The following is a 22,301-nucleotide window of genomic DNA, read 5'->3' as shown; positions in this document are numbered from 1 at the left end:
CATTTCCTCGCAATGACGAGAATTATCTTACTTCCAAATCCTTTATTAGCTTCGCTATTTGTTTTTCCAAGTCTAACATATCAACGCCGCTATTTATAGCAAAATCTGCTTTTGCTATTTTGCTTTCTTGTGATAGCTGAATTTCTTTGATTTTATTATAAATTTCTATATCAAACGAAGATCTCGTTATTGCTCTTTGCATTCTTATTTCTTCAGAGCAGTATATTGTTACGACAAAATCAAAATATTTATCAAATTTAGCTTCATAAAGCAGCGGTATTCCGGCAAAGCCAAATTTGGAATTAGCGTTTTCTTTTTTAAATAAAATGAGTTTATCTATTAGTAAGGGGTAAATAAAATTTTGTATTTTTTCTCTAGCTAGGTCGTTATTATAAATTAAATTACTGATTTTCCCAATATTGAAATACTCAAGTTCAGGTAATAACTTTAGAATCCGAGTTTGCACGTTCAAATCTTGATATAATTCTTTTATGCATCTATCGGCACAAAAAGTTTTATATCATTTTTCTGCTAAATAATCCAAAATAAAAGTTTTGCCCGATGCATAGCTACCGGTAATACCTATTGCTAACATTTTGTTATAAAAATTTTATGTTCATTAGCGAGTTTTATAGTTAATTCTTCTTCGACTATAATTACGTTATTTTTCTGAATCGCTACTCCTTTGTAATTATATTTAGCAAGATTCTTTATAGTATTAGGACCGATCGTCGGCATATCTAGTCTATTATCTTGACCTAATTTCGGTATTTTTACTAATACTCCTCCATAAGGATTTTTACGTAAATCTGCACATCTCGCTATTAAATTATCCGTACCTTCGGCAGCCTCTATACCAAGTATGTAGCTACTTTCAACTATAACCGATTGTGCGATGTCGAATGAACTTAGATGATTCAATAATTTTATTCCAAGCTCAATATTATTTTTATCTGAACTTGTAGGGTTAGTATCGGTTATAATATTGGAGTTACCTTGTTGATTTTTATATATTTCATTACTTGAGATTACCTTGAAACCGTAACTTTCAAAAAAATCCGCTACTGTTTTTAGCAAACTATCATCTCCTCGAATTTTTTGCCCAACTATTTTGAAAAGCAATAAACCGCCTATTTTATCTACGGCTAAATTTTTAAAATTCGGTCTATTAATTCCGCCGATAAAAATAATATTTTTTACCTCATGCTCCTTAAAATATTTTATAGCTTCCCCGACCATACCGATTTTTAAAATCTTATATTCAAAATCTTTAATTTGATCTATATCAGCTTCGTCTTTAATTGCCGCTATATAGCAATTACCGCCTTGCTTTATATAATTACCTGCTATTAAGTAAGGTAATGAACCTCTGCCGGCGATAATTCCAAGATTTGGTAGCATAATTAAGTTTTTAATTTAGAATTCTAAACATTTATTATAAGTCCATTTTTAATATAAATCTAGAATTCTTATTTGACCTTTACATTTTAATCAAATTAAGGCATAATATTTGGTGCTAATATAGCTATAGTAATAAACGTAATTTAGAATAGAGGTTGCGGACTCGGGGGCAGTACCCGACGCCTCCACCAATACATAAGAATGTTATTCCCGCATAGGGCGGATTATTGTTGCATGGCTTGCTTATGTCATTCCCGCGTAGGCGGGGATCCAGAAAAATAACTTAAATATGGATACAGAAGTTACATATTTGATAAAATAAACATATAAAAAAACAAGTTTTTTATATGTTTTACTGGATCCCCGCCTACACGCGGGAATGACATAAGCAAGCCATGCAACAACGCTCCCATATAAGAATAACATCAAAATCTTGGGGGCGAAATAGGATCGACGTGCCTAATAAAAAGATTGCTTTTACTCGGGATGATTCCGCCGATGGCTTTTGCCATATGGGTCAAAACAAAGAAACGCAAACGATAATAATCGTTCTGGAGGTCGTTTAGCTTTAGCAGCTTAACCCTTACGCGGCTGGAGGGTTTGCCGGGCAACAGAAAAACCCTCACGTATATACTCAAATGATTTCAAGAATTGAATTTTATTTTGAGAGGTGAGCACCCGCAGCCTATAACTTAATAGGTGAGGATGCGAATCCTTGATAAAATGAAAGAGCAATTCTTGAAATCATTTGAGTATATACGTTTAATTTGAAAAATTGGTATTGCCTAAAAACGGTTGATATTGTCATTGCGAGCGAACGTAGAGAGCGTGGCAATCTCATAAAGTAGGACTCCTGAGATTGCTTCGTCAAAACTTACAGTTTTTCCTCGCAATGACGTAAACTGTTCAAATTAAACTTCGTCGACCTATTTTTATTTATTTTTCTCGTATGAATATTGAATATAAAAAATTTGTGAATGAATATATGCTAGAATTTGTGAAAAAAATTCTAACAAAAATTCAGCATGAAAATTTATATTGGGATCAGTTAATATACATATCGTACAGAACCGATAACCCTGCGGTAATTTTACCTTCAAAAGTTAAACAGGCATATCCAAAACAGATAACAATAGTACTGCAATATCAGTTTGAAAATTTAATAGTAAATGATACGGGCTTTTCTTTAACGGTAAGTTTTGACGGTGTTAAAGAAATAATTTACGTACCTTTTGATGCACTTATTAGCTTTGTTGATTCCAATAATAATTACAGTCTAACTTTTAATCAGTCGTTAAATATACAAGAAAATCCTCAACATGAAGAGGAAATAAGTAATAATAAAAGTTATCAGACTTCATCATCTTCAAATCCAAATGTTATAATGTTAGATAAGTTTCGTAATTCTTCTAAACCTAAACCTAGTTAATGCATATTATGGATTCAAAAGTAGTGATATATACTGATGGTGCATGTGCGGGTAATCCAGGCCCCGGAGGATGGGGAGCTTTGCTTCAATTTAATGATACTAGCAAAGAAATATTTGGGCATGAGTTAGATACGACTAATAATCGTATGGAAATTACGGCAGCACTTGAAGCATTAAGGATTTTGAAAAAATCTTGTAATGTTGAGATTTATACTGATAGTAAATATTTGCAACAAGGAATTACCGCTTGGATTCATAATTGGATAAAAAATAATTGGTGTAAAAGCAACAATGAACCCGTTAAAAATGCCGATTTATGGCAAAAATTATATGCAGAATTGAGTAAACATACTATTATTTGGAAATGGGTAAAAGGTCATGCAAATAATAGCGGTAATATTGCTGCCGATAAACTTGCAGTGCAAGGAAGAGAAACTGCTATAGAAATTTTAAAATGTCGTGGATAGATAAGTTTTTTATTACTTTTTTTCACAAAAAAGTAGGAGAAGATGAGTTTTTGAATCAATATTATGAAAGCCGTAATATTGATTATTTAGGGCGTCCAAGGAGGTTTGTTATTTATAAAAATGTAAATGAACCTACAAAAATTCCGCCGAGTTGGCACGCTTGGTTACATCATTTAGTAAATGAGATACCGAAAAATATCCAGCTTTTTCCATGGCAAAAGAATAATATAATAACTAAAAAATCATCTAAGATATCAAATCTTAAATATAATAGATGGCAGCCGTAATTAACTAGTATACTCGATGAACTTCAAAAATTGGCGTCGTCGTTTTATAAGATCTGCGGTACTCACGTATTAGTATACGCTCCGTTCCTTAACTTATAAACTCCTTGCTCTTTTTGAAGTTGATCTTCGTATACCAATTCTTCATTTATCAGGAGTATAATATAAAAAACAATGAAACAGAATATTATTGAAACAATTATCGGCTTTGTAGTATTAATTATTGCTTTGCTGTTTTTGATTTTTGCCTACAAAACAGGTAGTTCTATAACTAGCTCAAAAGGTTATCAGGTAACTGCTAATTTTCAGAGTGCAGAGGGTATAGCAGTCGGAAGCGACGTAATGATCTCAGGTATAAAAATCGGTAGTGTAAAGAAAATTACTTTAGATCCAAATAGCTTTTATGCAAGTGTATATCTAAATATTAATGATGATGTTAAAATACCTAAAGATTCTAAAGCCCAAGTAGTCACCAGCGGGTTACTTGGAGGTAAATATATTTCAATTGTACCGGGTAATGACGATGAAAATTTAGCGGCTAATGAAGAGATAAGATATACTCAATCAGCAATTAATATTGAATCATTAATTAATAAAATTGTTTCTTCATTCGGTAGTAAGTAAAAACTCTCTAAAATTCAACCGAATCTATTCTAGATTCGGTTTTCTTTATTTTAAAATCTCTAATATATGAATTATTAAAAAACATCTAGTACCTTTTATACTCCATCCATATTCTCTACAAGCATTATCTTCTATTCCTGACTCATCAATGAATACTAGAGTTTCTTTAGAAATTTGCTGTATCTTTTCTATAAATTCATTCCTTAAACCAATATCCCTTCTGGGATGAAGATGACTTTTTTTTATAAGTGTACCCTAGTAGTTTTCTATAGTAATTTATTCTAGTTCTTTGTAATCTATTACCTAGTATAATACTTAATTCTTTAGCTGTTTTATCATGATTATTGATAATTAATTCTTCAAATTCTTTGAGATTTATTTTTGCATTATAACCCTTTGCTGGACCATAAGGTTTTGCTTTTATATCTCCTGTTTCCCATTTAAGAGTTTTCCATCTATATATAGTGTTACGACCTATATTGAATATTTTACATGCTTTAACAATTGAGAGCCCATCATCTAGAGCTTTGAATAGTTTCATTCTTAAATCGTAACTGTAACTGCTTGCCATAATTTATTTATTATCATTTATAACATATATATTAGCATAGTATGTACCTATTTACTATGGTCTAGCTATATTCTAACGTTTCTGAAATATCATCACTTATCTTGCGAAATTCTACTCCACCACAGGAGGGACATTCTTCGGCAGGATTTAATACCTCATCTTCTCTTGGTAAATAATTCGGTAATTTCCTCCGCTTTGCTAGCTGCTTGCTATCCTTACTATCTGAAATCTCTTGACCTTTATCTGAACCAAAGTTACCTTGCTCAGGTTTAAAACCTAAAATAATCTCATTTTCTTCTATTTTAAGCTCAAGCTCTTCTATTTGCTTACCTAACTTTTCTGATGACTTGCCATAACTCTTTGCTTTTAGTAATGCTAGCTGTTCTCTTAGTGATTGGTTTTCTTGATTCAATAACTCATTCTCATCAAATAGTACCTTAATTGTTTTATGTAATATAGATACATCACAAGATAAGTTGTTAAGGTTAAAAATCATATTTTAATCTTTATCCAGCATATTTAGGCTTATTAAACCATCTTGGATTACGCCAGTCAATAGCTTCTATCAACATTGCTAGCTGGGCCTTAGTAATTCCAATAGATTGCTTCTTATCAACCTTGGGCCATACAAACTTGCCGCTATCAAGACATTTATAATATAAACAAAAACCTTGCCCATCCCACCATAATATTTTTATTCTGTCAGCCTGTTTACCCCTAAAAACAAATAAAACACTCTTGTTAAACTGATCTGACAATATTGATTGTGCCAGTAACGATAAACCATTAATGCCCTTACGCATGTCAGTATAACCAGTACAGAGGTATATTCTGCTATCTGAAGCTACATCTAACATGATCCATCCAATATTTTGACTATCTCCAAGAGCTTTGTGCTACTAATATTACCATTAATTAATAAAGAAAAATTACTAAAGGTTAATTCTGCTTTTTTAATAGTGTATACTCTCTTTCTTGTACTAATAATTCTACAAATTTATTACCTGTATTATTAGATGTTTCTTCTTTTCTTCTGCTAAACTTCCCCCTACTACGCCACCCATATAATGTCTTCTCCGAAATCCCATAAGACCGTGCAACTTGTGATATAATGCACCCTGGAACACATGATTCACTAATTATTTGTGCCTTCTGTTCCGCTGTAATATTCTTCCTTCTAATATTCATCACACTATTATTCCTGTGTTATTAATACTACAGAATAATACTATAAACCTTTTGCTTTTATAGACCGCCTTTACCAGACGCTTACCTTAATAAAGCAAATGCAGATATTTAGATTTGAAGATGATACGATATATACCGCAACAGGGAATAATATAAAAGGTGATATTATAAATTCCCAAGGTAAAGCAGGTGTAATTAATGTTGCTGATAATATAAAAATTGATGGTATCATTACAAGTACTGGTGATATGAGTGGTACATTGAACTTTAAGGAGTAGGGGAAGTTACTAAGCTAATTACTAATATAAAAATGTTAAAAGCAGGTAACGGTAATGTAGCATTAACTGCCGGCGGTGATTACTCTATCGGTGAGATTCAAGGTAACGGTAATAATAATTTAACTTTTGGTCCTAATTCTAGATTAACGACAACTTATATTAATAAGACCGGCGGGTAGGCTGTAAATTTAATCTTTACCGATGGCGGTAGTGTTCGTAATGCCGTTGGTTCAAATGCGGCAGTCGGTGATATTATCGTAAAAGCAGGTACGGTAAATTTTGGCAGTACCGTTAAAAGTGGCAATATTATAATGTCAAACGGTGCAGAAATAGAGGTTAATGATAATATCACCGCTACCGATATTGCAGGTGAAAATGAGAATGACGGTGCTTTAAAATTAAACAACAAAGTCCCTGTTAATATAACCGGTACTATCGGGAATGTTTAGGTATAGTAGAAGTAGCCGGTAAAGACGTTACTATTACAGGTGAGTTAAAAGCCCAAGCTATTAACTTCTCAAATGCAGGACAAGAAGCGATATTAACGCTACAAGCGGCAGGTAGGGTTACTAATATTACTACAGCAGGAAATAATCTTCACACTTTAGCAATAACAGATTTTGATACCGGTAACGGTGCTATTGGGGCTGAAGATCACAGATTAAAAGCAATAGAATTAACAGGAAACGGTTTAGTTACGGTAAATACTAAGAATTTTTATTCAGATGTAACTACTGCGAATAACGGGCAAGGTAACGTAAAACTTAATATTGCCGATGGTACTACTTATAATTTAGGAAGTAAAAATAATAGTTTAGCAAGTGTACAAGTTAGTGAGAATAGTACCATTAAAGGTGATGTATATTCTAAAGAGATTAACATTGATGCAGGTAAGAATATAGATTTTGAACGAGGTAATAATAGAAATGCTAAAAATATAATTATACAGGATGTTTTAGTAGATAGAGATATCCTTCCTCGTTCGCTTCAGTTATTTACTTATTTAACCGATATTAAAGTAGATAAGCTGAATTTTGCAGATGCTGCTGCTTCTGTACATTTTAAAGATGCGGTTTTAGTAAATGCTGAGATTGATGGCGGCGGTGCTATAAAATTTGATGAAAATGTTTGGTTAAAAGAAGAAATCAAAAATGTAGAGCGTTTAGAGTTTGCTCCTGAGAAATTTGCTATCCTTGAGAAAAATATTAAAGCAGCTAATTTAGTAGCAAATAAAGCAAATATAGTGTTATTAGATAATTTAGAGATAAATGCCGATTCGCAATTTACGGATAGTGCTTTAGATTTAGCTACTTACGAATTAAAGCATACAGGAAATGTTACATATAACGGTACTCTTGAGATTATTACGTATTTTGATGTGACTGCGAAATCGGGAGGGCATATATTAGTCGGTAACGGGGCTAATGTTGATATGTCGGCTTTAGATAGTTTAGTAATTAAAGTCAAATCCTGCTCTGATATTACTAAAATTACTCCTGTTGCTCAAAATAAAGTTACTGTTGATACAGGTAGAGAATTAAACAGGTTGATAAGATGGGTAAGCGATGAGAATGGAGTTGTATTACTGAATAATAATGATAACGGTGGTGGTAATCCCGAAAATCCTGATCCAGGAGGCGGTGACCCGGGGGGCAGGTGATGGTGATAACGGTGGAGGAAATCCTGGAGACGGAGGATGTTGGTGTAATAGTGCCTATTTTTGATCCAAAACCGATAAGAGATGAGGTTACGGGTCCTATAGCTCCCGGTCTTATAGACCAATTAATTGGTATCGGCATTGGTAATGAGAGTGATGCAGGTAAAGTATTAAATAATTTAGAATCAACAAAAAATGTTTCAGAAACTTTAAATCGGTTAGGCGGAAGAACGGATATATGAGAAGTGAGTGAGGGACTTGGAAAGTTTAATAGAGGAGAAGTAGAGGATATATTAACTGATATTTCGATAAATATGGACAGTTTTGTTTCTTCGGGGATCAATTCTAGACTAGGTGAGGTAAGTAATAAGGATGAAAGTACGTTTACATTAAGCGGTTTAAATAAACCAAGAGGTAGTGAGAGTCGTGAAAGCTTTACTAACCAAGCGGCAATAGCTGTCGGTGATGAGGATAATATCGGTACGGGTATTTGGGTAGTTCCTTTTTACGGTAAGGCTACGCAAAAATCACGTAATAACGGGGCAAGTGGATATAAGTCTAAATCTCAAGGAGGAATAATAGGTTTTGATTATGCTCTAAGTGACAGTGTAATAGTTGGAGCTGCTTATACTAAAGCCGATAGTAAATTACGACATCAAGATTATAAAATCGGTGATAAGACTAAAGCTATAAGCGATATATACTCTATCTATGGGCTTTATAATTGCGAGACAAGTAATTTCTTTGTTGAGGCTATAGGCTCATACGGTAGAATTAAGAATTATGAAAAACGTAAGGTTTCTATAGGTGATCAAATTGCAATCGGTAAATTTAATAACACTTCTTATATACGTTTAAAAATAATAGTTATACTGAAGTAGGAACTACTTTCCAGAATTTATCCGTTAGAAAAAAATCATATGATAGATTTGAAGGTATAGTAGGGTTAAAAGGCGTAACTAATTTCTTTGTAAAAGACGTAAAAATAAAACCGGGATTACATGGTTTTGTAAATTATGATTTTAGAGGAAAATTACCGAATACCGATGCACGGCTTGATGGAATAGATGAGCCGCTTACAACAGTTAAATTTAAACCTACAAAACTAAATTATAATTTAGGCGGGAGTCTTTCTGTTCAATATAATATGATGGAGTTTGGTATTAGATATAATTTATCCCTTGCGAAGAAATACATAGCTAATCAAGGTTCTTTAAGGCTTAAAGTGAATTTATAAGTTATATATCGTCAATAGCAAATTACTTATCTACAACTCTGCTTTATTTTAAAAACATAAATCTCAACTCTGGATTATTAAATTTTTTCTGCTATTATCCGAATATACTACTTTAAATAATATATGTCAGAAAAAATAAAGCATGATAAGTTTTTTCAAAAAGCTTTAGCAAATCCTTTCGTCGCTAGAGAATTTTTTAATATGCATTTGCCGCCGCATATAAAAGCTTTATTTTCCCCTACTACCTTAACACTGGAAAATGATAGTTTTATAGAGCCAAGCCTTAAAGAATCTATCATGTATGTTTTATTTTCTGTTAAAATTAATAACAGCGAAAGTTATTTATATCTACTACTGGAACATCAAAGTAGCTCCGATCACTTGATGGCTTTTCGCTTGTTTAAGTATATGTTAAATATCGCTGAGTGGTACTCGAATTTGTATCCTAGTTCCAAGAAATTTCCGTTTATATATCCGTTAGTATTTTTTAATGATATACTGCTTCTTTAAATTTATGGGACTTATTTGAAAATAGTGAATTAGTAAAAGCTACTTGGATCAATGATTATCAACTTATAGATTTACAAAATATACCTGATGAGAAATTAAAAGAAAATCCTTGGCTAGCTGTTTTACAGATTCTAATGAAATATGTTCACAAAACTAATTTATAGTCCCTTTGGTGGTTAAAACCTCCATCTTCCAGATGGAAAAGCTTTAGCTTGCCATGTGCGCCATGATGCGTTAGCATCACAAGCACCATGAGTTCAATACGTCAGGAAATTACGTACTGTTTACTATAGTCGCTATTATACAGTGTGGTAGACATTGTGTGTGCAAGGAAGTTACTGTAGGTCTAATAGTGGTAATGTAACGATTATATGATTAATAGGCATATTGGTACACATGAGCCAGACATGATTTTGCACATACGGGTCGCATAAGCTTTAGCTTCATATGCGACTTCTAGTCGCTATAAAACAAACTTTCATCTTTCAGATGAAAGTGGTTGATTTGATAAATGGCAAGAAATATCTAGTTGTTTGACAATAATTGCTAATTCTAATACTGGTGTTGATTATATAAAAAGTGCTTTGAGTTACTCTTTGACTAAAATAGATCAAACTGATAAAATAGAGTTAGAAAATATGCTTAAAACATGTTTAAATCCTAAAGTAGAAGAGGAGATTATGGGAAGTATTGCACATCATTGGCTTCAAGAAGGTATAGAAAAAGGCATACAAATTGGTGAAATGAAATTAGCTGAGATGGCGAAAAAAATGTTAAGGAAAAATAAGCCTTTAGATGAAATTATTGAATTTACAGGTTTAACCGAAAGAGAGATTGAGGAATTGAAATAACCGTCCGTAATTTTTTCTATTCCTTTATGCAAACCTATAACCCTGCTTTGTTTTGGAAAGTAATTTCTATAGGTGATAGGTTACCGACTTTAAAATATATTTTTTAGCTACGGGTATGATATTAAAATTCTTTTTAAGTAAAATAAAATTTTCATGATGAAGATGAGAGTGAATTAAGTTTTGCGTTGCAAATTCGCCTTTAACTATTTCGCTTATTTTATAAGTATCGGTATCTAATTTCCCCCATCTTTTGAATTTTATAATTTCTAGACTGAAAGCTGCCAAATTCCAATCATAATTAACTAGCGTTTCAAAATTTTTACAATTAATAGTAATATTATCAGAAGCAAAACCCACTACGCTTCCTATGAAAGTTCGATTAGTTAAATTTGCTATTTTGGTATAATCTCTGCCGTCTGTAGATACATATAAGGCTTTACTTTGTAAATAAACTGCTAGATAAGGCTGATCATTTCCCTATATAGCTAGACCATAGTAAATAGGTACATACTATGCTAATATATATGTTATAAATGATAATAAATAAATTATGGCAAGCAGTTACAGTTACGATTTAAGAATGAAACTATTCAAAGCTCTAGATGATGGGCTCTCAATTGTTAAAGCATGTAAAATATTCAATATAGGTCGTAACACTATATATAGATGGAAAACTCTTAAATGGGAAACAGGAGATATAAAAGCAAAACCTTATGGTCCAGCAAAGGGTTATAATGCAAAAATAAATCTCAAAGAATTTGAAGAATTAATTATCAATAATCATGATAAAACAGCTAAAGAATTAAGTATTATACTAGGTAATAGATTACAAAGAACTAGAATAAATTACTATAGAAAACTACTAGGGTACACTTATAAAAAAAAGTCATCTTCATCCCAGAAGGGATATTGGTTTAAGGAATGAATTTATAGAAAAGATACAGCAAATTTCTAAAGAAACTCTAGTATTCATTGATGAGTCAGGAATAGAAGATAATGCTTGTAGAGAATATGGATGGAGTATAAAAGGTACTAGATGTTATGGAAACAAAGTGTATCAACATAAATCCAGGATCAGTATGATAGCGGGGCTTCGTAATAATCAAATTATAGCGCCAGTAATATTTGAAGGAAATTGTAATAAAGAAATATTTACAACCTATGTAGAGACTATATTAACTAAAGAATTACATCCTGGACAAACAGTAATTATGGATAATATCAACTTCCATAAGAATAATATAATAAGAGAATTAATCGAGTCGGTTGGGTGCAGAATTTTATTCTTACCTACATATAGCCCAGACTTAAATCCTATAGAACATTATTGGTTTAAGATTAAGAACGAAATAAGAAAAGTTACGGGGCAATTCAAGATATCAGTATGGCTGTTAGAACACGTACTAAAGTTTATTTAACTGTACCTATTTACTATGGTCTAGCTATATTCCGACCAATCGGCAGCATAAGTAACTTGTACATTACTTCCTACTATTTTTTTACTAAATGTGCAAGATTACAAAGCTCGCTTACTGCCGGAAAATTATTGGCTGCATCTTTTATAGAAGTTATGCCGATCAGCTCCGAGCCGATTATAAAAGTGTAAACCTTCAGATTTGATCTGACATATTAAGATTGAAATTAGACGAGTTTGTGGGTATGTAGATAACTAAGGAGTTATCTATCATATCCACGAACTAAATATAAAACTCAATTAATAGGAACAATATGTCAAATTATGATCAAAAAATAATCAAACCTAAATTAGGATTATTAGAACTTGCAAAACAACTAGGTAGTGTTAGTACTGCGTGTAAAGTAATGGGCTATTCAAGAGATAGCTTTTACCGTTTCAAGGAACTATATGAGATGGGCGGAGAAGCGGCTCTTGTGGATATGAGTCGTAAGAAACCTATAGTAAAGAATCGTGTATCAGAACATATAGAACAAGCAGTAATAAATCTTGCTATAGAGAATCCTGCTCTTGGTCAGCTTCGTGCGAGCCAAGCACTAATAAAGCAAGGTATTATAGTGTCATCCAGTGGTGTACGTTCTATCTGGCTACGCAACGATCTTGAAACTCTAAAGAAACGACTCAAAGCTTTAGAAGCTAAATCTGCACAGGACGGTATCTTACTGACAGAAGAGCAGATATCTGCTTTAAAAAAAGCAAAACAAATTAAAGAGGCTCATGGAGAAATTGATACTCAGCATCCCGGTTATCTTGGTGCACAAGACACCTATTATGTCGGTAATATGAAAGGAGTAGGTAGAATATACCAACAAACCTTTATTGACACTTATTCTAGAGTGGCTATTTGCAAACTCTATACTGATAAATCTGCAATAACATCCGCTGATATTTTAAATGATAAGGTAATACCTTTCTTTAATAATCATGATGTACCACTACTGAGAATCCTTACAGATAGAGGAACGGAATATTGTGGTAAGGTAGAACATCATGCTTTTGAGTTATATTTGGCTATAGAAAATATTGATCATACTAAAACTAAGGCACGTTCTCCTCAAACTAATGGAATATGCGAAAGATTACATAGAACTTTAAAAGATGAATTTTATGATATAGCTTTCCGTAAAAAGATTTATAGCTCATTAGAGGATTTACAGATTGACTTAGATCAATATTTAAACAAATATAACAATACTAGACCGCATTCTGGAAAGTTCTGTTATGGAAAAACTCCTATGCAAACTTTCAAGGATAGCATTAAAATTGCTCAAGATAAGTCTATTAATTCTTACTTATCTGACAGCACTTTTGCTGCTTAATCAATCTCTACCTGTCAGATCAAGTGTACGGGCTGTTGAAAAAGTTATAAAAAGAAGTAGAAAAGAGTTAATCTAAGGAATAAGCTGTATTTTTATGCTTAAATGAAGGTGTAAAGATGCAGGGTTATAAGCTTGATCAAAGTGTGAGATGTAATAGCCTTAGCTTAAGGCACATGATACCTAATGATCATTTATTAGTGAGGATTCATGAAGCTAAAGAATTAGAGTTTTCTTTTATCTATGAAATAACTAAGAATCGTTATTGTGCTAATTACGGACGTCCATCAATTGATCCTGTATTATTTTTTAGGATGCAAATAATAAGTTACTTATATGGTATAAAGTCAAATAGACGATTATGTAAAGAAATTCAGTTAAATATAGCATATAGGTGGTTTTGTGGTTTAAGTTTAGAGGATAAAGTACCGGATCATTCATCATTAAGTAGGATAAGAGATAGATTTGGGGTAGAACTATTTCAAGAAATATTTATAAGCTTGATTAAGCAATGGTATGAACTAGATATTATAAAAGGAGAAACAATTATTTCAGATGCCTCTTTAGTTGAATCTAATGCCTCTATGAATAGCCTAATATTAAGAAAAGATCAAGGTGATTCACAAAAGAGAGAATTAAAAAAATATGAACGTCGTTATCATGATTTCCGAGAAGGGAAAAAAGTAAGGAAAATATCTAATCAAACTCATGTCAGTAGGACAGATCCTGATTGTAGTCTTGTATCAAGAACTAATGGTTATAAAAAGCTATGTTATAAGACCCACTACTCAATTGATTCAGATTCACGTATTATAATAGATTGTTATGTAAGTACAGGATCACAACATGAGTGTATTGTACTTCCAAGTAGAGTTTGGAATATATTAAATAATTTTTCTTTTAGAGTAAAAGAATGGATAGCAGACAAAGGTTATGGTAGAGGTCCAACCTATGGATATTTTAAATTACTTGGAATTACAACTTATATACCTTTACATGTAGATAATCTTGGTGAAGGAAAAATAAGTAGGGGGGAATTTCAATATGATAGAGAACAGGATAGATATAAGTGTCCACAGGGACATTATCTTTATCCGTATGATAAATTAGATAAAAAACAAATAAAACGTTATCGTATTACAGGAGGGCATTGTAAAAATTGCTCTCTAAAATCAGGTTGTATTTCTGATAATTATAGTAATAGAGGACGATTTATTTATCGTAATCCTTATCAGGATGAAATAGATGAGGTAAAGGTCAGACAGAATAGAATTGATTTTAAGAAAAAACTAATTGAGAGAAAGTGGAAAATAGAAGGTCTATTTGGTGAAGCTAAGGAGAATCATGGTTTACGAGGAGCAAAATTTAGAAGTGTACAGAAAACACAGATTCAAATACTGATGATTGCGATAGTACAAAATTTTAAACGGATACTTAAAATTATTTTTTGGTTTTTTTATCTACTGCTATTAAAGATAAAAAAATATTAAAGTATTTGCAACCTTGTTGATTTTTTCAACAGCCCGAAGATTTGATCTTACAGACATTATAAATTTTGCACATGATTGTCAGTTAAATTTTGACTGATTCCCCTTATATTCTGACCCGCGATCTGTAAGATGGTATCCCTTGGGTCTCGTACCATAGTAACACTTCGAAACTAGAATTTTAGGAATAGAGGTGCTATAAGTACTTAATTTATAATGAGATTCGATCAGGTTAAAGAGTTAGAAGGATGAAAGATTTAAATAATTGGGAAGAAAAGTTTGAGATATGTATTTATGCTAAGAAATTACTGGATAAAGTAATATATTTAAATAGTGTAGTAAAAGTACCATCAGTGGACGTATTGGAAGTAAAGAAAGCAATATACTACGCCAGGAAATATCATGGTAATCAGATGCGTCAATCGGGAGAGCCATTTTATAGTCATCCAATAGAGGTAGCATATCTAATATCAGATTACTTGTTTAGAACAGATATATTAGTTACTAGTATATTGCATGATACTATAGAAGACACAGAACTAACCAAGGAGAAGATATCACAAGAATTTGGGTGGAAAGTAGCAAATCAGGTAATGGATTTAACCAGGATTAAAGAGGACGGTATAAAGATTAGTGCTGCTGAGGCAGTAGAGATATTATATAAAGAAAAAAAACATGATGTACTGCTAATAAAGCTCTTTGATAGACTACATAATATGCAGACAATAGGGGCTAAATCTCCTGAGAAAGTTAAAAAAATCGTAGAAGAAACTATGTATTATTTTTTAGTGTTATCTAAATACTTAGAGTTATTAGATATAAAAGTTAATCTTATAAAATTATGTTCTGCTACTCTTACAATACCGAATTATTTTTTAGATCATTATCACTTATTTTCTTTGGATAATTACCAACTTCCTTTTCAAGTTTTTCAAAATGATATAGACCAAAAGTATATCCTGCAATTAAAGGAATTATTATAATCAACAATCCATACTGTCCGAAAATATGTACAAAATATGTAATTCCAAAAGATGTTATAATGTACATGAGAGCATGTGCTATCGCATATGTTACATTTGCATAAGTAAAACGTTTAAAAATGGGAAAATGTTTTAGAAAAATTGGCATAGCTGGTGTTTGTGCGAGTCCGCATATTATAGGTACTATTTGTATTAATAATAAATGTAAAGGTGATGTTATATTATCTAATAAGTAAGGACAAGGTATCATTATACATGAGAATATTAATAATTTAATTTTTAATATTATTAATGGATATATCTTATAACTAAGGTAAACCAGTATACAGTAGACCGCTAATCCTATTATTGAAACTATGAAATTTTGATGTATTACTTGTGCTGCAGTATAATGGAAAGAATTTTTTAGAATATTTCCACAATGGATATAAGTGAAATATAAAGTAACTGGTCCTCCACATAATGTTAAAAAATTTGCAATTATCGTTTTCTTACTTACATTTTGTTGTATACCAACACTCATAATCTTTTGACTATCTAATTTTGCTGCATCCAAAATATTTTGTATCCGTCGTTTTGCATTAACAAATTCCGGTGTTTCACGAAGAGATGTTCTTGCTAAAAAACCAATAACTGCTACAATTGCACCAATCCAAAAAGCGACCCGCCAATTAAAACCTTGTGAAGTTACTAAAGAAGCTACAGCTAAAGCAACAGTCCCGCCTAAAGCAGCTAAACAACCTATTAATGTAACAGCTGCATATTGTATAGGAGGTTTTGTGATTTCAGTAATATAAATTCCAGCCCCTATTCTTTCACCAATTGATGAGATACCTTGTATCATGCGGCATACTGTCATAATAACAACAGCTTTCATTCCAATTTGATCATAAGTTGGTAAATTAGCCATAATAATACAAGAAATAGCCATCATAAATGTTGTTATGATAACGGTTAATTTTCTACCTATATTATCACCTATATAGCCAAAAATTAATGCTCCAAAAGGTCTTAAGGCATAAGTGGAACAAAAAGCAGCAGCAGACAAAAATAATGCTACATCGGGATCAAATTTAGGGAAGAATAACTCATTAAGAAGTACTGCCATATGTACATAGAGCATCAAATCAAAATATTCTAAGAAAGTACCTATTGAGAGTAATCCTATTGCCTCTTTTTGTTGTTTTGTCAGAGAAGAAAATGTTCCCTCATCATGTCTAATATACTCTGGCATATGTAATTTTATTTTATGAACTATTTATCTAACTGTAATAGTGGTTACTTAATTTGTCTATTTTTTTTTGCAAGAGCATTTATAGAGGGTGTCTACTTTTGTCGTTCTATGTGATTTTTAACTAATTTATTTAATTCGTCACGTCTCTTTTTATAATTGTAGGAAACTATGTTGTCTAATTTTGAATCTGTATTTTTATCGATGAAGACAGACTTTTAGTTGCATATTTTGTTCCTAATAATTATTTCAATAAAATTATGATGAAGAGGAGCTTTACTCCTTTTCAACAAGAATATCTGTAAAGATCAAATAATTATGTAGATGATGGTTTTTTAGGTTTAAAGAATTTATCAGTTTTTGGGGCACCGTCAAGTTAAGTAAGTGAGCCCCAAAAAGCACTGTATTTTTAGATTTCAGGCAGCAAGAAGTCTTTGAGTAGCTTCATCCCAAATGGATTTAGCGGACGCAAATGCAATTCTTTGCTCAGGTGATGTTTTAGTATATCTTCCAACATTTACAGCAAATATATTTCTAACCTTTCCCATCAGTGATAATGTACATTGTGCAGAATTAGGATGTTTAAACTTAATCAGTATCTTCTCTTTTCGCCGAGTTGGCTGATGAGCATTCTCAACACGATTATTTAGTCTTTTATGGGTGCGATGCTCAGTTTTAGGGCACATAAGCTTAATCGGTTTAATGTAACTCCTGAGCTTATCAGTAACAATTACTCTTGAAGCTGGATAATTGCCCAATAATCTTGATAGAAAGCGAATATTAGACAACATAGTTTCCTACAATTATAAAAAGAGACGTGACGAATTAAATAAATTAGTTAAAAATCACATAGAACGACAAAAGCAGACACCCTCTATAAATGCTCTTGCAAAAAAAGATAGACAAATTATGGGAAAGGTTAGAAATATATTTGCTGTAAATGTTGGAAGATATACTAAAACATCACCTGAGCAAAGAATTGCATTTGCGTCCGCTAAATCCATTTGGGATGAAGCTACTCAAAGACTTCTTGCTGCCTGAAATCTAAAAATACAGTGCTTTTTGGGGCTCACTTACTTAACTTGACGGTGCCTATATAAATAATGCATAACATACAATATTGTTTAAAGCATATCTGCCTGAAATGGTGGCTCTTTATATCAGACAAAAAGAAAATTATCCCTGCTCTTACGGTATCAACATGTATAGTGTTTTATGCCGTCATACTTAAGTTGCAGAATTATAATTGGGATGTAGCATTCGCATATATTCAATGCTGTTTTTTAAATACAGAATCTACAATCAAACTATGGAGCGTTAAAAGTGAAATAATATCAGTACGTTGTGTAGATATCTTAAACAATACTGAATATACACAGGGCGTATATTCAGGCATAATATTGTTAATATTAACATTACTTGCTATATGTATTATGCCAATTATTGTACTAACAACAATATTTCTAATTCATATGATCATCTCAGTACTAGCACGATATAATAAATAAGATTATCGGCATTATTATTAATAAACATGGCTTATTATTGGACTAAAGATCATAAATATTATAGATTAACCACTCAAGATAATTTATTTGGTACTACTGAGCTTATATGTAGCTAGGGATCTTTGTACTCTAATCAAGGAAATTATAAAGTCATTCATTGTATCTCCAAACACGAAATTGATATGAATATCAAACGTATTACTAGGATTAGAAAAGCAAGAGGGTATACCCTCGTACATACAAATAAAGCATAAAACCTCCTAGGGTTTTTAATAAAACTATATGAATAAACAGGATGTTAATGAATATATATCCGGAATCATAGAACGTATTACTTATCATAACCCCGATAATGGATTTTGTGTATTACGTATTAAGGTAAAAGGTCATAGAGATTTAATCACAGTTACAGGTAACGTACTATCTGCACTCGTAGGAGAATATATAAAATGCAGTGGTATTTGGCATAATGATAGAAACCATGGCAGACAGTTTAAAGCTCATTTTCTTAAAGCCTTGCCACCTGATACATTAGAGGGTATAGAGAAATATCTCGGCTCTGGATTGATTAAAGGTATAGGACCCTATTTTGCTAAGAAATTAGTCTTAGCATTTGGTAATAAAGTTCTTGAGATTATTGAGTGCGAACCTAGTCTTTTATCTACTATCGACGGGATAGGTAAGGTAAGAGCTAATCGCATTTGCAACAACTGGCAAGCACAAAAGGTCATTCGTGAAATAATGGTCTTTCTACAATCTCATGGAGTAGGTACTACTAGAGCCACTAGAATCTATAAAACATATGGTGATAAGGCGATTGAGATTGTATCAAATAATCCTTATCAATTAGCTAAAGATATAAGAGGTATTGGATTTATTTCAGCAGATACCATAGCTCGTAATTTAGGTATAGATAAGAATTCTTTAATCAGAGCCAAAGCAGGTGTAACCCACGCATTACTTGAAGCGACGTCAGATGGTCATTGCGGCTTACCTAAAAAGATACTACTGCAAAACATCCAAAAATTACTTGAGATAGAACAAGAAATAATTGAGCAGGCTATAATAGAAGAAGTAGCATCAAATTCATTAATAATTGATACTATTAATGATGTAGAATCCATTTTCTTAACTAGTTATTACATATATGAAAAAAATATTGCTAAAATACTAGTCAATTTAACAAAAACTTCTGTTACTTGGGGCAAAATAGATACCATTACTATTCTGCCCATAATAGAGAAAGAGCTATGTATTACGCTTGCAACAAGTCAAAAAACAGCTATAGAGCATGCACTGCAACATAAGTTAATGGTTATTACGGGTGGACCAGGAACAGGAAAAACCACATTAGTAAATTCATTACTTAAAACATTATCTACGCAGAATTTAAATATTAAATTATGTGCACCCACTGGTAGAGCAGCTAAACGCCTAAGCGAGAGTACAGGATTAGAAGCAACTACTATACATAGATTGCTTGAAATTGATCCTGCTTATGGTGGTTTTAAACGTAATGAGGATTCACCATTACTGTGCGATTATCTAGTAATAGATGAAGCTTCAATGGTTGATATATCACTATTTCATGCATTATTAAAAGCCCTGCCGCCACACTCATCATTACTAATAGTCGGTGATGTAGATCAACTGCCTTCTGTAGGTGCTGGGCAAGTACTCAAGGATATTATTAATTCTAAGGTTATACCGACGGTCAAGTTAACTGAAATATTTAGGCAAGCAGCAACAAGCAATATTATTATTAATGCTCATCGCGTGAATAATGGCATCTTGCCTGATCTTGCACCAAGAAACTCAGATTTTTATTTTATAGAAGCAGAGCATGGTGAAGATATCATTAATAAAATAATTATGATGATAAGGGAACGTATCCCTAAAAAGTTTAATCTTAATCCTGTAAATGATATTCAATTACTATGTCCTATGCAAAGAGGTGGTGTTGGTGCTAGATCATTAAATATTGAATTACAAAAAATACTTAATCCAAACTATAGCAGCGGCATAATTAAATTTGGTCAGATTTTTGCTATTGGAGACAAGGTTATGCAAACAGAAAATAATTATGATAAGGAAGTCTATAATGGTGATATAGGGGTTATTAATAATATTAATGAGCAGGACCAAGAAATCACAATAAACTTTTATAATCGAGATGTAGTTTATGATTACAGTGATCTTGATCAAATTACCCTGGCATACGCTACTACAATACATAAATCTCAAGGTTCAGAATATCCTGCAGTAATCATTCCATTAACTATGCAAAGTTATATGATGCTTAAACGTAATTTAATTTACACTGCCATCACCCGTGGCAAGCATCTAGTTATAATAATTGGACAGAAAAAAGCATTAGCTATAGCTATTAAAGATAATAAAACTTCTTTGCGTTATTCAAAACTACAGAAATGGTTAATGACTTATTAAATGCAGAACAAACTATAAAATTATTGATATATATTAAAATATTGTGCTATTGAATTTTTCCCTTCCACTACTTATATTTTTAGTGTGAAGGCTTACTTAATAAGCTGACATCTTATATATTGTATAAATCCAAAAGAGGTATGTATGTTATATAACAATATCAAGTTATCTTTACTATCTTGTATTACTATCATCTTATTGACTCATCAGGTTATTGCAGCTGATAGTGTGAGTAAACCTGATAATAAGGCACAAACAGTTTACCTACGACGTCCTTTTTCTGCTTTGGATTACTACTGGAATAGTATATTTGATGATAGACTATCTACCTATAGCTCAAGTTCTTTAAAAACTAAATTTATTACTAAAGATAAACAATATATCCTAATATTAGAAGTACCGGGGTATGATAAAAATCAAATCACAGTTAAAGTTAGCAGTAATAAATTATTTGTTACAGGAAATATAGAAAAGGGAAATAAATCTGATGCTTCAGATGGTTATACGAATAGAAATTTCAATTATGTCGTATCTTTATAGGTGTCATTGCTAAAGTAAAAGGGACCAGTAAATTGCGTGAAAAAAGGACCACTATATGTAAAAATTTTTATGCCATATTACAGGTTAAATCCCACACATAAAGGTACGAAATTACCAATAGGACTTGAATTTTTTTATGCTTAAACTATATCTTATTTAGGATAAAAATTTATGACGGCATCAATAATATTTGATATATTTTATTGTTAACTCGTAATAAAGGAAAAAATTATGTTATACAACAATATTAAATTATATTTGATAACTTGCATTACTGTTATTTTCTTAGCAAATCCTACTATTGCAGCTGGGGATAAAAACACATCAAATAATAATCATTATTCTATTTACTTACGTCATCCGTTAGATTTTATTAACCGTCCTTTCTCGTCTTTTGATTATTACTGGAATAGTATATTTGATGATAGACTCTCGATCTATGACGCCAGTTCTATAAAAAGCAAACTTATTACCCAAGACAAGCAATATATTCTAGTCCTAGAAGTACCGGGATATGATAAGAAGGACATTAAAATTAAAACAAATAATCATAAGCTGTTGATTGAAGGTAAAGTTGAAGATACAAAAACGGATAGTACTACTGAGAATTTAAATAAAAACTTTAATTATGTGATCTCTTTATATGATGATATAGATCAAAAGGCTATCGCATCTCAGTTAAAAAATGGCATTTTGACTATTACTTTGCCTAGAATTGCAATCAAGGACCAAGATGCAAAAGAAATACCAATTCAATGATGAGAATAATAAATAATTATTTTTACTCATTGCAGTACTGTTAATATTTGAACTTGTT

Annotated in this window: 25 protein-coding genes, 1 other RNA gene and 6 pseudogenes; 22 read left to right on the top strand and 10 right to left on the bottom strand. The window is 31.8% G+C overall.

Translation table 11 applies throughout. The features are described from left to right. Positions 1–22: 22 nt before the first annotated feature. Both coaE and REIP_RS00780 read right to left on the bottom strand, forming a co-directional pair. Positions 23–595 (bottom strand): annotated as a pseudogene (gene coaE, locus REIP_RS00785) (dephospho-CoA kinase). Then, positions 589–1,401 carry an LpxI family protein gene (locus tag REIP_RS00780; protein ID WP_045803577.1) on the bottom strand — a complete coding sequence of 271 codons (813 nt, stop codon included), beginning with the start codon at positions 1,399–1,401 and terminating at the stop codon, positions 589–591. The pseudogene coaE and the gene REIP_RS00780 overlap by 7 nt, the downstream one beginning before the upstream one ends. Before the next feature lie 74 nt (positions 1,402–1,475). On the opposite strand from REIP_RS00780, the gene ssrA reads away from it, so the two are divergent. The 5 genes from ssrA (at position 1,476) to mlaD (ending at position 4,205) form a co-directional block, all read left to right on the top strand. After that, positions 1,476–2,028, top strand: a transfer-messenger RNA (tmRNA) gene (gene ssrA, locus REIP_RS08770). A 322-nt stretch (positions 2,029–2,350) separates the two neighbouring features. Beyond that, positions 2,351–2,830 carry an SspB family protein gene (locus tag REIP_RS00775; protein ID WP_045803576.1) on the top strand — a complete coding sequence of 160 codons (480 nt, stop codon included), beginning with the start codon at positions 2,351–2,353 and terminating at the stop codon, positions 2,828–2,830. Then, positions 2,830–3,297 (top strand): ribonuclease HI, encoded by a 468-nt coding sequence (rnhA, locus tag REIP_RS00770; protein WP_045803575.1) that lies wholly within the window; start codon positions 2,830–2,832, stop codon positions 3,295–3,297. The genes REIP_RS00775 and rnhA overlap by 1 nt, the downstream gene beginning before the upstream one ends. Continuing rightward, a complete protein-coding gene (locus tag REIP_RS00765) occupies positions 3,285–3,584 on the top strand; it encodes an NADH-ubiquinone oxidoreductase subunit NDUFA12 family protein (protein ID WP_008579707.1) in 300 nt (99 codons plus the stop codon). Before rnhA ends, REIP_RS00765 begins: the two co-directional genes overlap by 13 nt. 171 nt (positions 3,585–3,755) lie before the next feature. Next, complete coding sequence (gene mlaD, locus REIP_RS00760; RefSeq protein ID WP_023507540.1) at positions 3,756–4,205, top strand: outer membrane lipid asymmetry maintenance protein MlaD; 450 nt, start codon at positions 3,756–3,758, stop codon at positions 4,203–4,205. A 78-nt stretch (positions 4,206–4,283) separates the two neighbouring features. On the opposite strand, the pseudogene REIP_RS00755 reads toward mlaD, so the two are convergent. From REIP_RS00755 to REIP_RS00740, 4 genes and pseudogenes are all read right to left on the bottom strand, one after another. Continuing rightward, positions 4,284–4,776, bottom strand: a pseudogene (locus tag REIP_RS00755) (IS630 transposase-related protein); the annotation flags it as partial. A gap of 61 nt (positions 4,777–4,837) precedes the next feature. Then, positions 4,838–5,272 (bottom strand): hypothetical protein, encoded by a 435-nt coding sequence (locus REIP_RS00750; RefSeq protein ID WP_045803574.1) that lies wholly within the window; start codon positions 5,270–5,272, stop codon positions 4,838–4,840. Positions 5,273–5,282: 10 nt separating this feature from the next. Further along, positions 5,283–5,633 (bottom strand): IS66 family insertion sequence element accessory protein TnpB, encoded by a 351-nt coding sequence (tnpB, locus tag REIP_RS00745; protein WP_045803573.1) that lies wholly within the window; start codon positions 5,631–5,633, stop codon positions 5,283–5,285. A gap of 82 nt (positions 5,634–5,715) precedes the next feature. Beyond that, positions 5,716–5,964: a transposase gene (locus REIP_RS00740; protein WP_045803572.1), complete on the bottom strand. Its 249-nt coding sequence runs from the start codon at positions 5,962–5,964 to the stop codon at positions 5,716–5,718. A gap of 98 nt (positions 5,965–6,062) precedes the next feature. On the opposite strand from REIP_RS00740, the gene REIP_RS00735 reads away from it, so the two are divergent. From REIP_RS00735 to REIP_RS00710, 10 genes and pseudogenes are all read left to right on the top strand, one after another. After that, positions 6,063–6,242 (top strand): hypothetical protein, encoded by a 180-nt coding sequence (locus REIP_RS00735; protein ID WP_045803571.1) that lies wholly within the window; start codon positions 6,063–6,065, stop codon positions 6,240–6,242. Between the two features lie 32 nt (positions 6,243–6,274). After that, positions 6,275–6,421 carry a hypothetical protein gene (locus REIP_RS10510; protein ID WP_156147381.1) on the top strand — a complete coding sequence of 49 codons (147 nt, stop codon included), beginning with the start codon at positions 6,275–6,277 and terminating at the stop codon, positions 6,419–6,421. Positions 6,422–6,553: 132 nt separating this feature from the next. Beyond that, positions 6,554–6,691 (top strand): hypothetical protein, encoded by a 138-nt coding sequence (locus tag REIP_RS10505; RefSeq protein ID WP_156147380.1) that lies wholly within the window; start codon positions 6,554–6,556, stop codon positions 6,689–6,691. Positions 6,692–7,485: 794 nt separating this feature from the next. Then, a complete protein-coding gene (locus tag REIP_RS12015) occupies positions 7,486–7,902 on the top strand; it encodes a hypothetical protein (RefSeq protein WP_231569143.1) in 417 nt (138 codons plus the stop codon). Then, positions 7,902–8,141, top strand: a complete 240-nt coding sequence (locus REIP_RS00725; RefSeq protein ID WP_045803570.1) for a hypothetical protein — start codon at positions 7,902–7,904, stop codon at positions 8,139–8,141. Before REIP_RS12015 ends, REIP_RS00725 begins: the two co-directional genes overlap by 1 nt. 3 nt (positions 8,142–8,144) lie before the next feature. Continuing rightward, on the top strand, positions 8,145–8,780 hold the full coding sequence (locus tag REIP_RS13065) for an autotransporter domain-containing protein (RefSeq protein ID WP_045803569.1): 636 nt from the start codon (positions 8,145–8,147) through the stop codon (positions 8,778–8,780). 32 nt (positions 8,781–8,812) lie between these two features. Continuing rightward, a pseudogene (locus REIP_RS13060) lies at positions 8,813–9,136 on the top strand (autotransporter outer membrane beta-barrel domain-containing protein); the annotation flags it as partial. A gap of 123 nt (positions 9,137–9,259) precedes the next feature. Beyond that, positions 9,260–9,646, top strand: a complete 387-nt coding sequence (locus REIP_RS00715) for an Rpn family recombination-promoting nuclease/putative transposase (RefSeq protein WP_269428996.1) — start codon at positions 9,260–9,262, stop codon at positions 9,644–9,646. Between the two features lie 44 nt (positions 9,647–9,690). After that, positions 9,691–9,810, top strand: a pseudogene (locus tag REIP_RS13055) (Rpn family recombination-promoting nuclease/putative transposase); the annotation flags it as partial. Positions 9,811–10,179: 369 nt separating this feature from the next. Then, complete coding sequence (locus REIP_RS00710) at positions 10,180–10,497, top strand: transposase (RefSeq protein WP_231569142.1); 318 nt, start codon at positions 10,180–10,182, stop codon at positions 10,495–10,497. A gap of 66 nt (positions 10,498–10,563) precedes the next feature. Here REIP_RS00710 and REIP_RS00705 read toward each other — a convergent pair whose 3' ends face one another. Continuing rightward, positions 10,564–10,854 carry a hypothetical protein gene (locus REIP_RS00705; protein ID WP_231569141.1) on the bottom strand — a complete coding sequence of 97 codons (291 nt, stop codon included), beginning with the start codon at positions 10,852–10,854 and terminating at the stop codon, positions 10,564–10,566. A 193-nt stretch (positions 10,855–11,047) separates the two neighbouring features. On the opposite strand from REIP_RS00705, the gene REIP_RS08765 reads away from it, so the two are divergent. After that, a protein-coding gene (locus REIP_RS08765) for an IS630 family transposase (protein ID WP_156147379.1) occupies positions 11,048–11,915 on the top strand; the annotation gives its coding sequence in 2 pieces (ribosomal slippage) (positions 11,048–11,374 and positions 11,376–11,915; 867 coding nt in all). 73 nt (positions 11,916–11,988) lie between these two features. Here REIP_RS08765 and REIP_RS12005 read toward each other — a convergent pair. Then, positions 11,989–12,060 (bottom strand): hypothetical protein, encoded by a 72-nt coding sequence (locus REIP_RS12005; protein ID WP_231569312.1) that lies wholly within the window; start codon positions 12,058–12,060, stop codon positions 11,989–11,991. A gap of 165 nt (positions 12,061–12,225) precedes the next feature. On the opposite strand from REIP_RS12005, the gene REIP_RS00685 reads away from it, so the two are divergent. From REIP_RS00685 to REIP_RS13050, 3 genes are all read left to right on the top strand, one after another. Then, positions 12,226–13,290 (top strand): IS481 family transposase, encoded by a 1,065-nt coding sequence (locus REIP_RS00685; RefSeq protein ID WP_045803566.1) that lies wholly within the window; start codon positions 12,226–12,228, stop codon positions 13,288–13,290. Between the two features lie 173 nt (positions 13,291–13,463). Next, positions 13,464–14,777, top strand: coding sequence for a transposase (locus REIP_RS00680; protein ID WP_172686766.1), 1,314 nt, complete (start codon positions 13,464–13,466; stop codon positions 14,775–14,777). A gap of 245 nt (positions 14,778–15,022) precedes the next feature. Further along, positions 15,023–15,757, top strand: a complete 735-nt coding sequence (locus tag REIP_RS13050) for an HD domain-containing protein (RefSeq protein ID WP_008579643.1) — start codon at positions 15,023–15,025, stop codon at positions 15,755–15,757. Here REIP_RS13050 and REIP_RS00675 read toward each other — a convergent pair. Both REIP_RS00675 and REIP_RS00670 read right to left on the bottom strand, forming a co-directional pair. After that, positions 15,675–16,991 (bottom strand): annotated as a pseudogene (locus tag REIP_RS00675) (MFS transporter); the annotation flags it as partial. The gene REIP_RS13050 and the pseudogene REIP_RS00675 overlap by 83 nt on opposite strands. A 413-nt stretch (positions 16,992–17,404) precedes the next feature. Continuing rightward, entirely contained in the window at positions 17,405–17,779 is a 375-nt protein-coding gene (locus REIP_RS00670) for a DDE-type integrase/transposase/recombinase (RefSeq protein WP_082068186.1), read from the bottom strand. A gap of 999 nt (positions 17,780–18,778) precedes the next feature. On the opposite strand from REIP_RS00670, the gene REIP_RS00660 reads away from it, so the two are divergent. From REIP_RS00660 to REIP_RS00650, 3 genes and pseudogenes are all read left to right on the top strand, one after another. Continuing rightward, positions 18,779–20,944: an ATP-dependent RecD-like DNA helicase gene (locus tag REIP_RS00660; protein ID WP_045803563.1), complete on the top strand. Its 2,166-nt coding sequence runs from the start codon at positions 18,779–18,781 to the stop codon at positions 20,942–20,944. Between the two features lie 144 nt (positions 20,945–21,088). Further along, positions 21,089–21,481 (top strand): annotated as a pseudogene (locus REIP_RS00655) (Hsp20/alpha crystallin family protein); the annotation flags it as partial. A 249-nt stretch (positions 21,482–21,730) separates the two neighbouring features. After that, positions 21,731–22,243 carry an Hsp20/alpha crystallin family protein gene (locus REIP_RS00650; RefSeq protein ID WP_410525694.1) on the top strand — a complete coding sequence of 171 codons (513 nt, stop codon included), beginning with the start codon at positions 21,731–21,733 and terminating at the stop codon, positions 22,241–22,243. Positions 22,244–22,301 lie beyond the last annotated feature (58 nt).

It is taken from the genome of Rickettsia endosymbiont of Ixodes pacificus (genome assembly GCF_000965155.1).
GTDB classification, from domain to species: Bacteria; Pseudomonadota; Alphaproteobacteria; order Rickettsiales; family Rickettsiaceae; genus Rickettsia; species Rickettsia tamurae.
The sequence above is the reverse complement of the archived record's forward strand: the minus strand, read 5'-3'. Positions and strand labels throughout refer to the sequence as shown.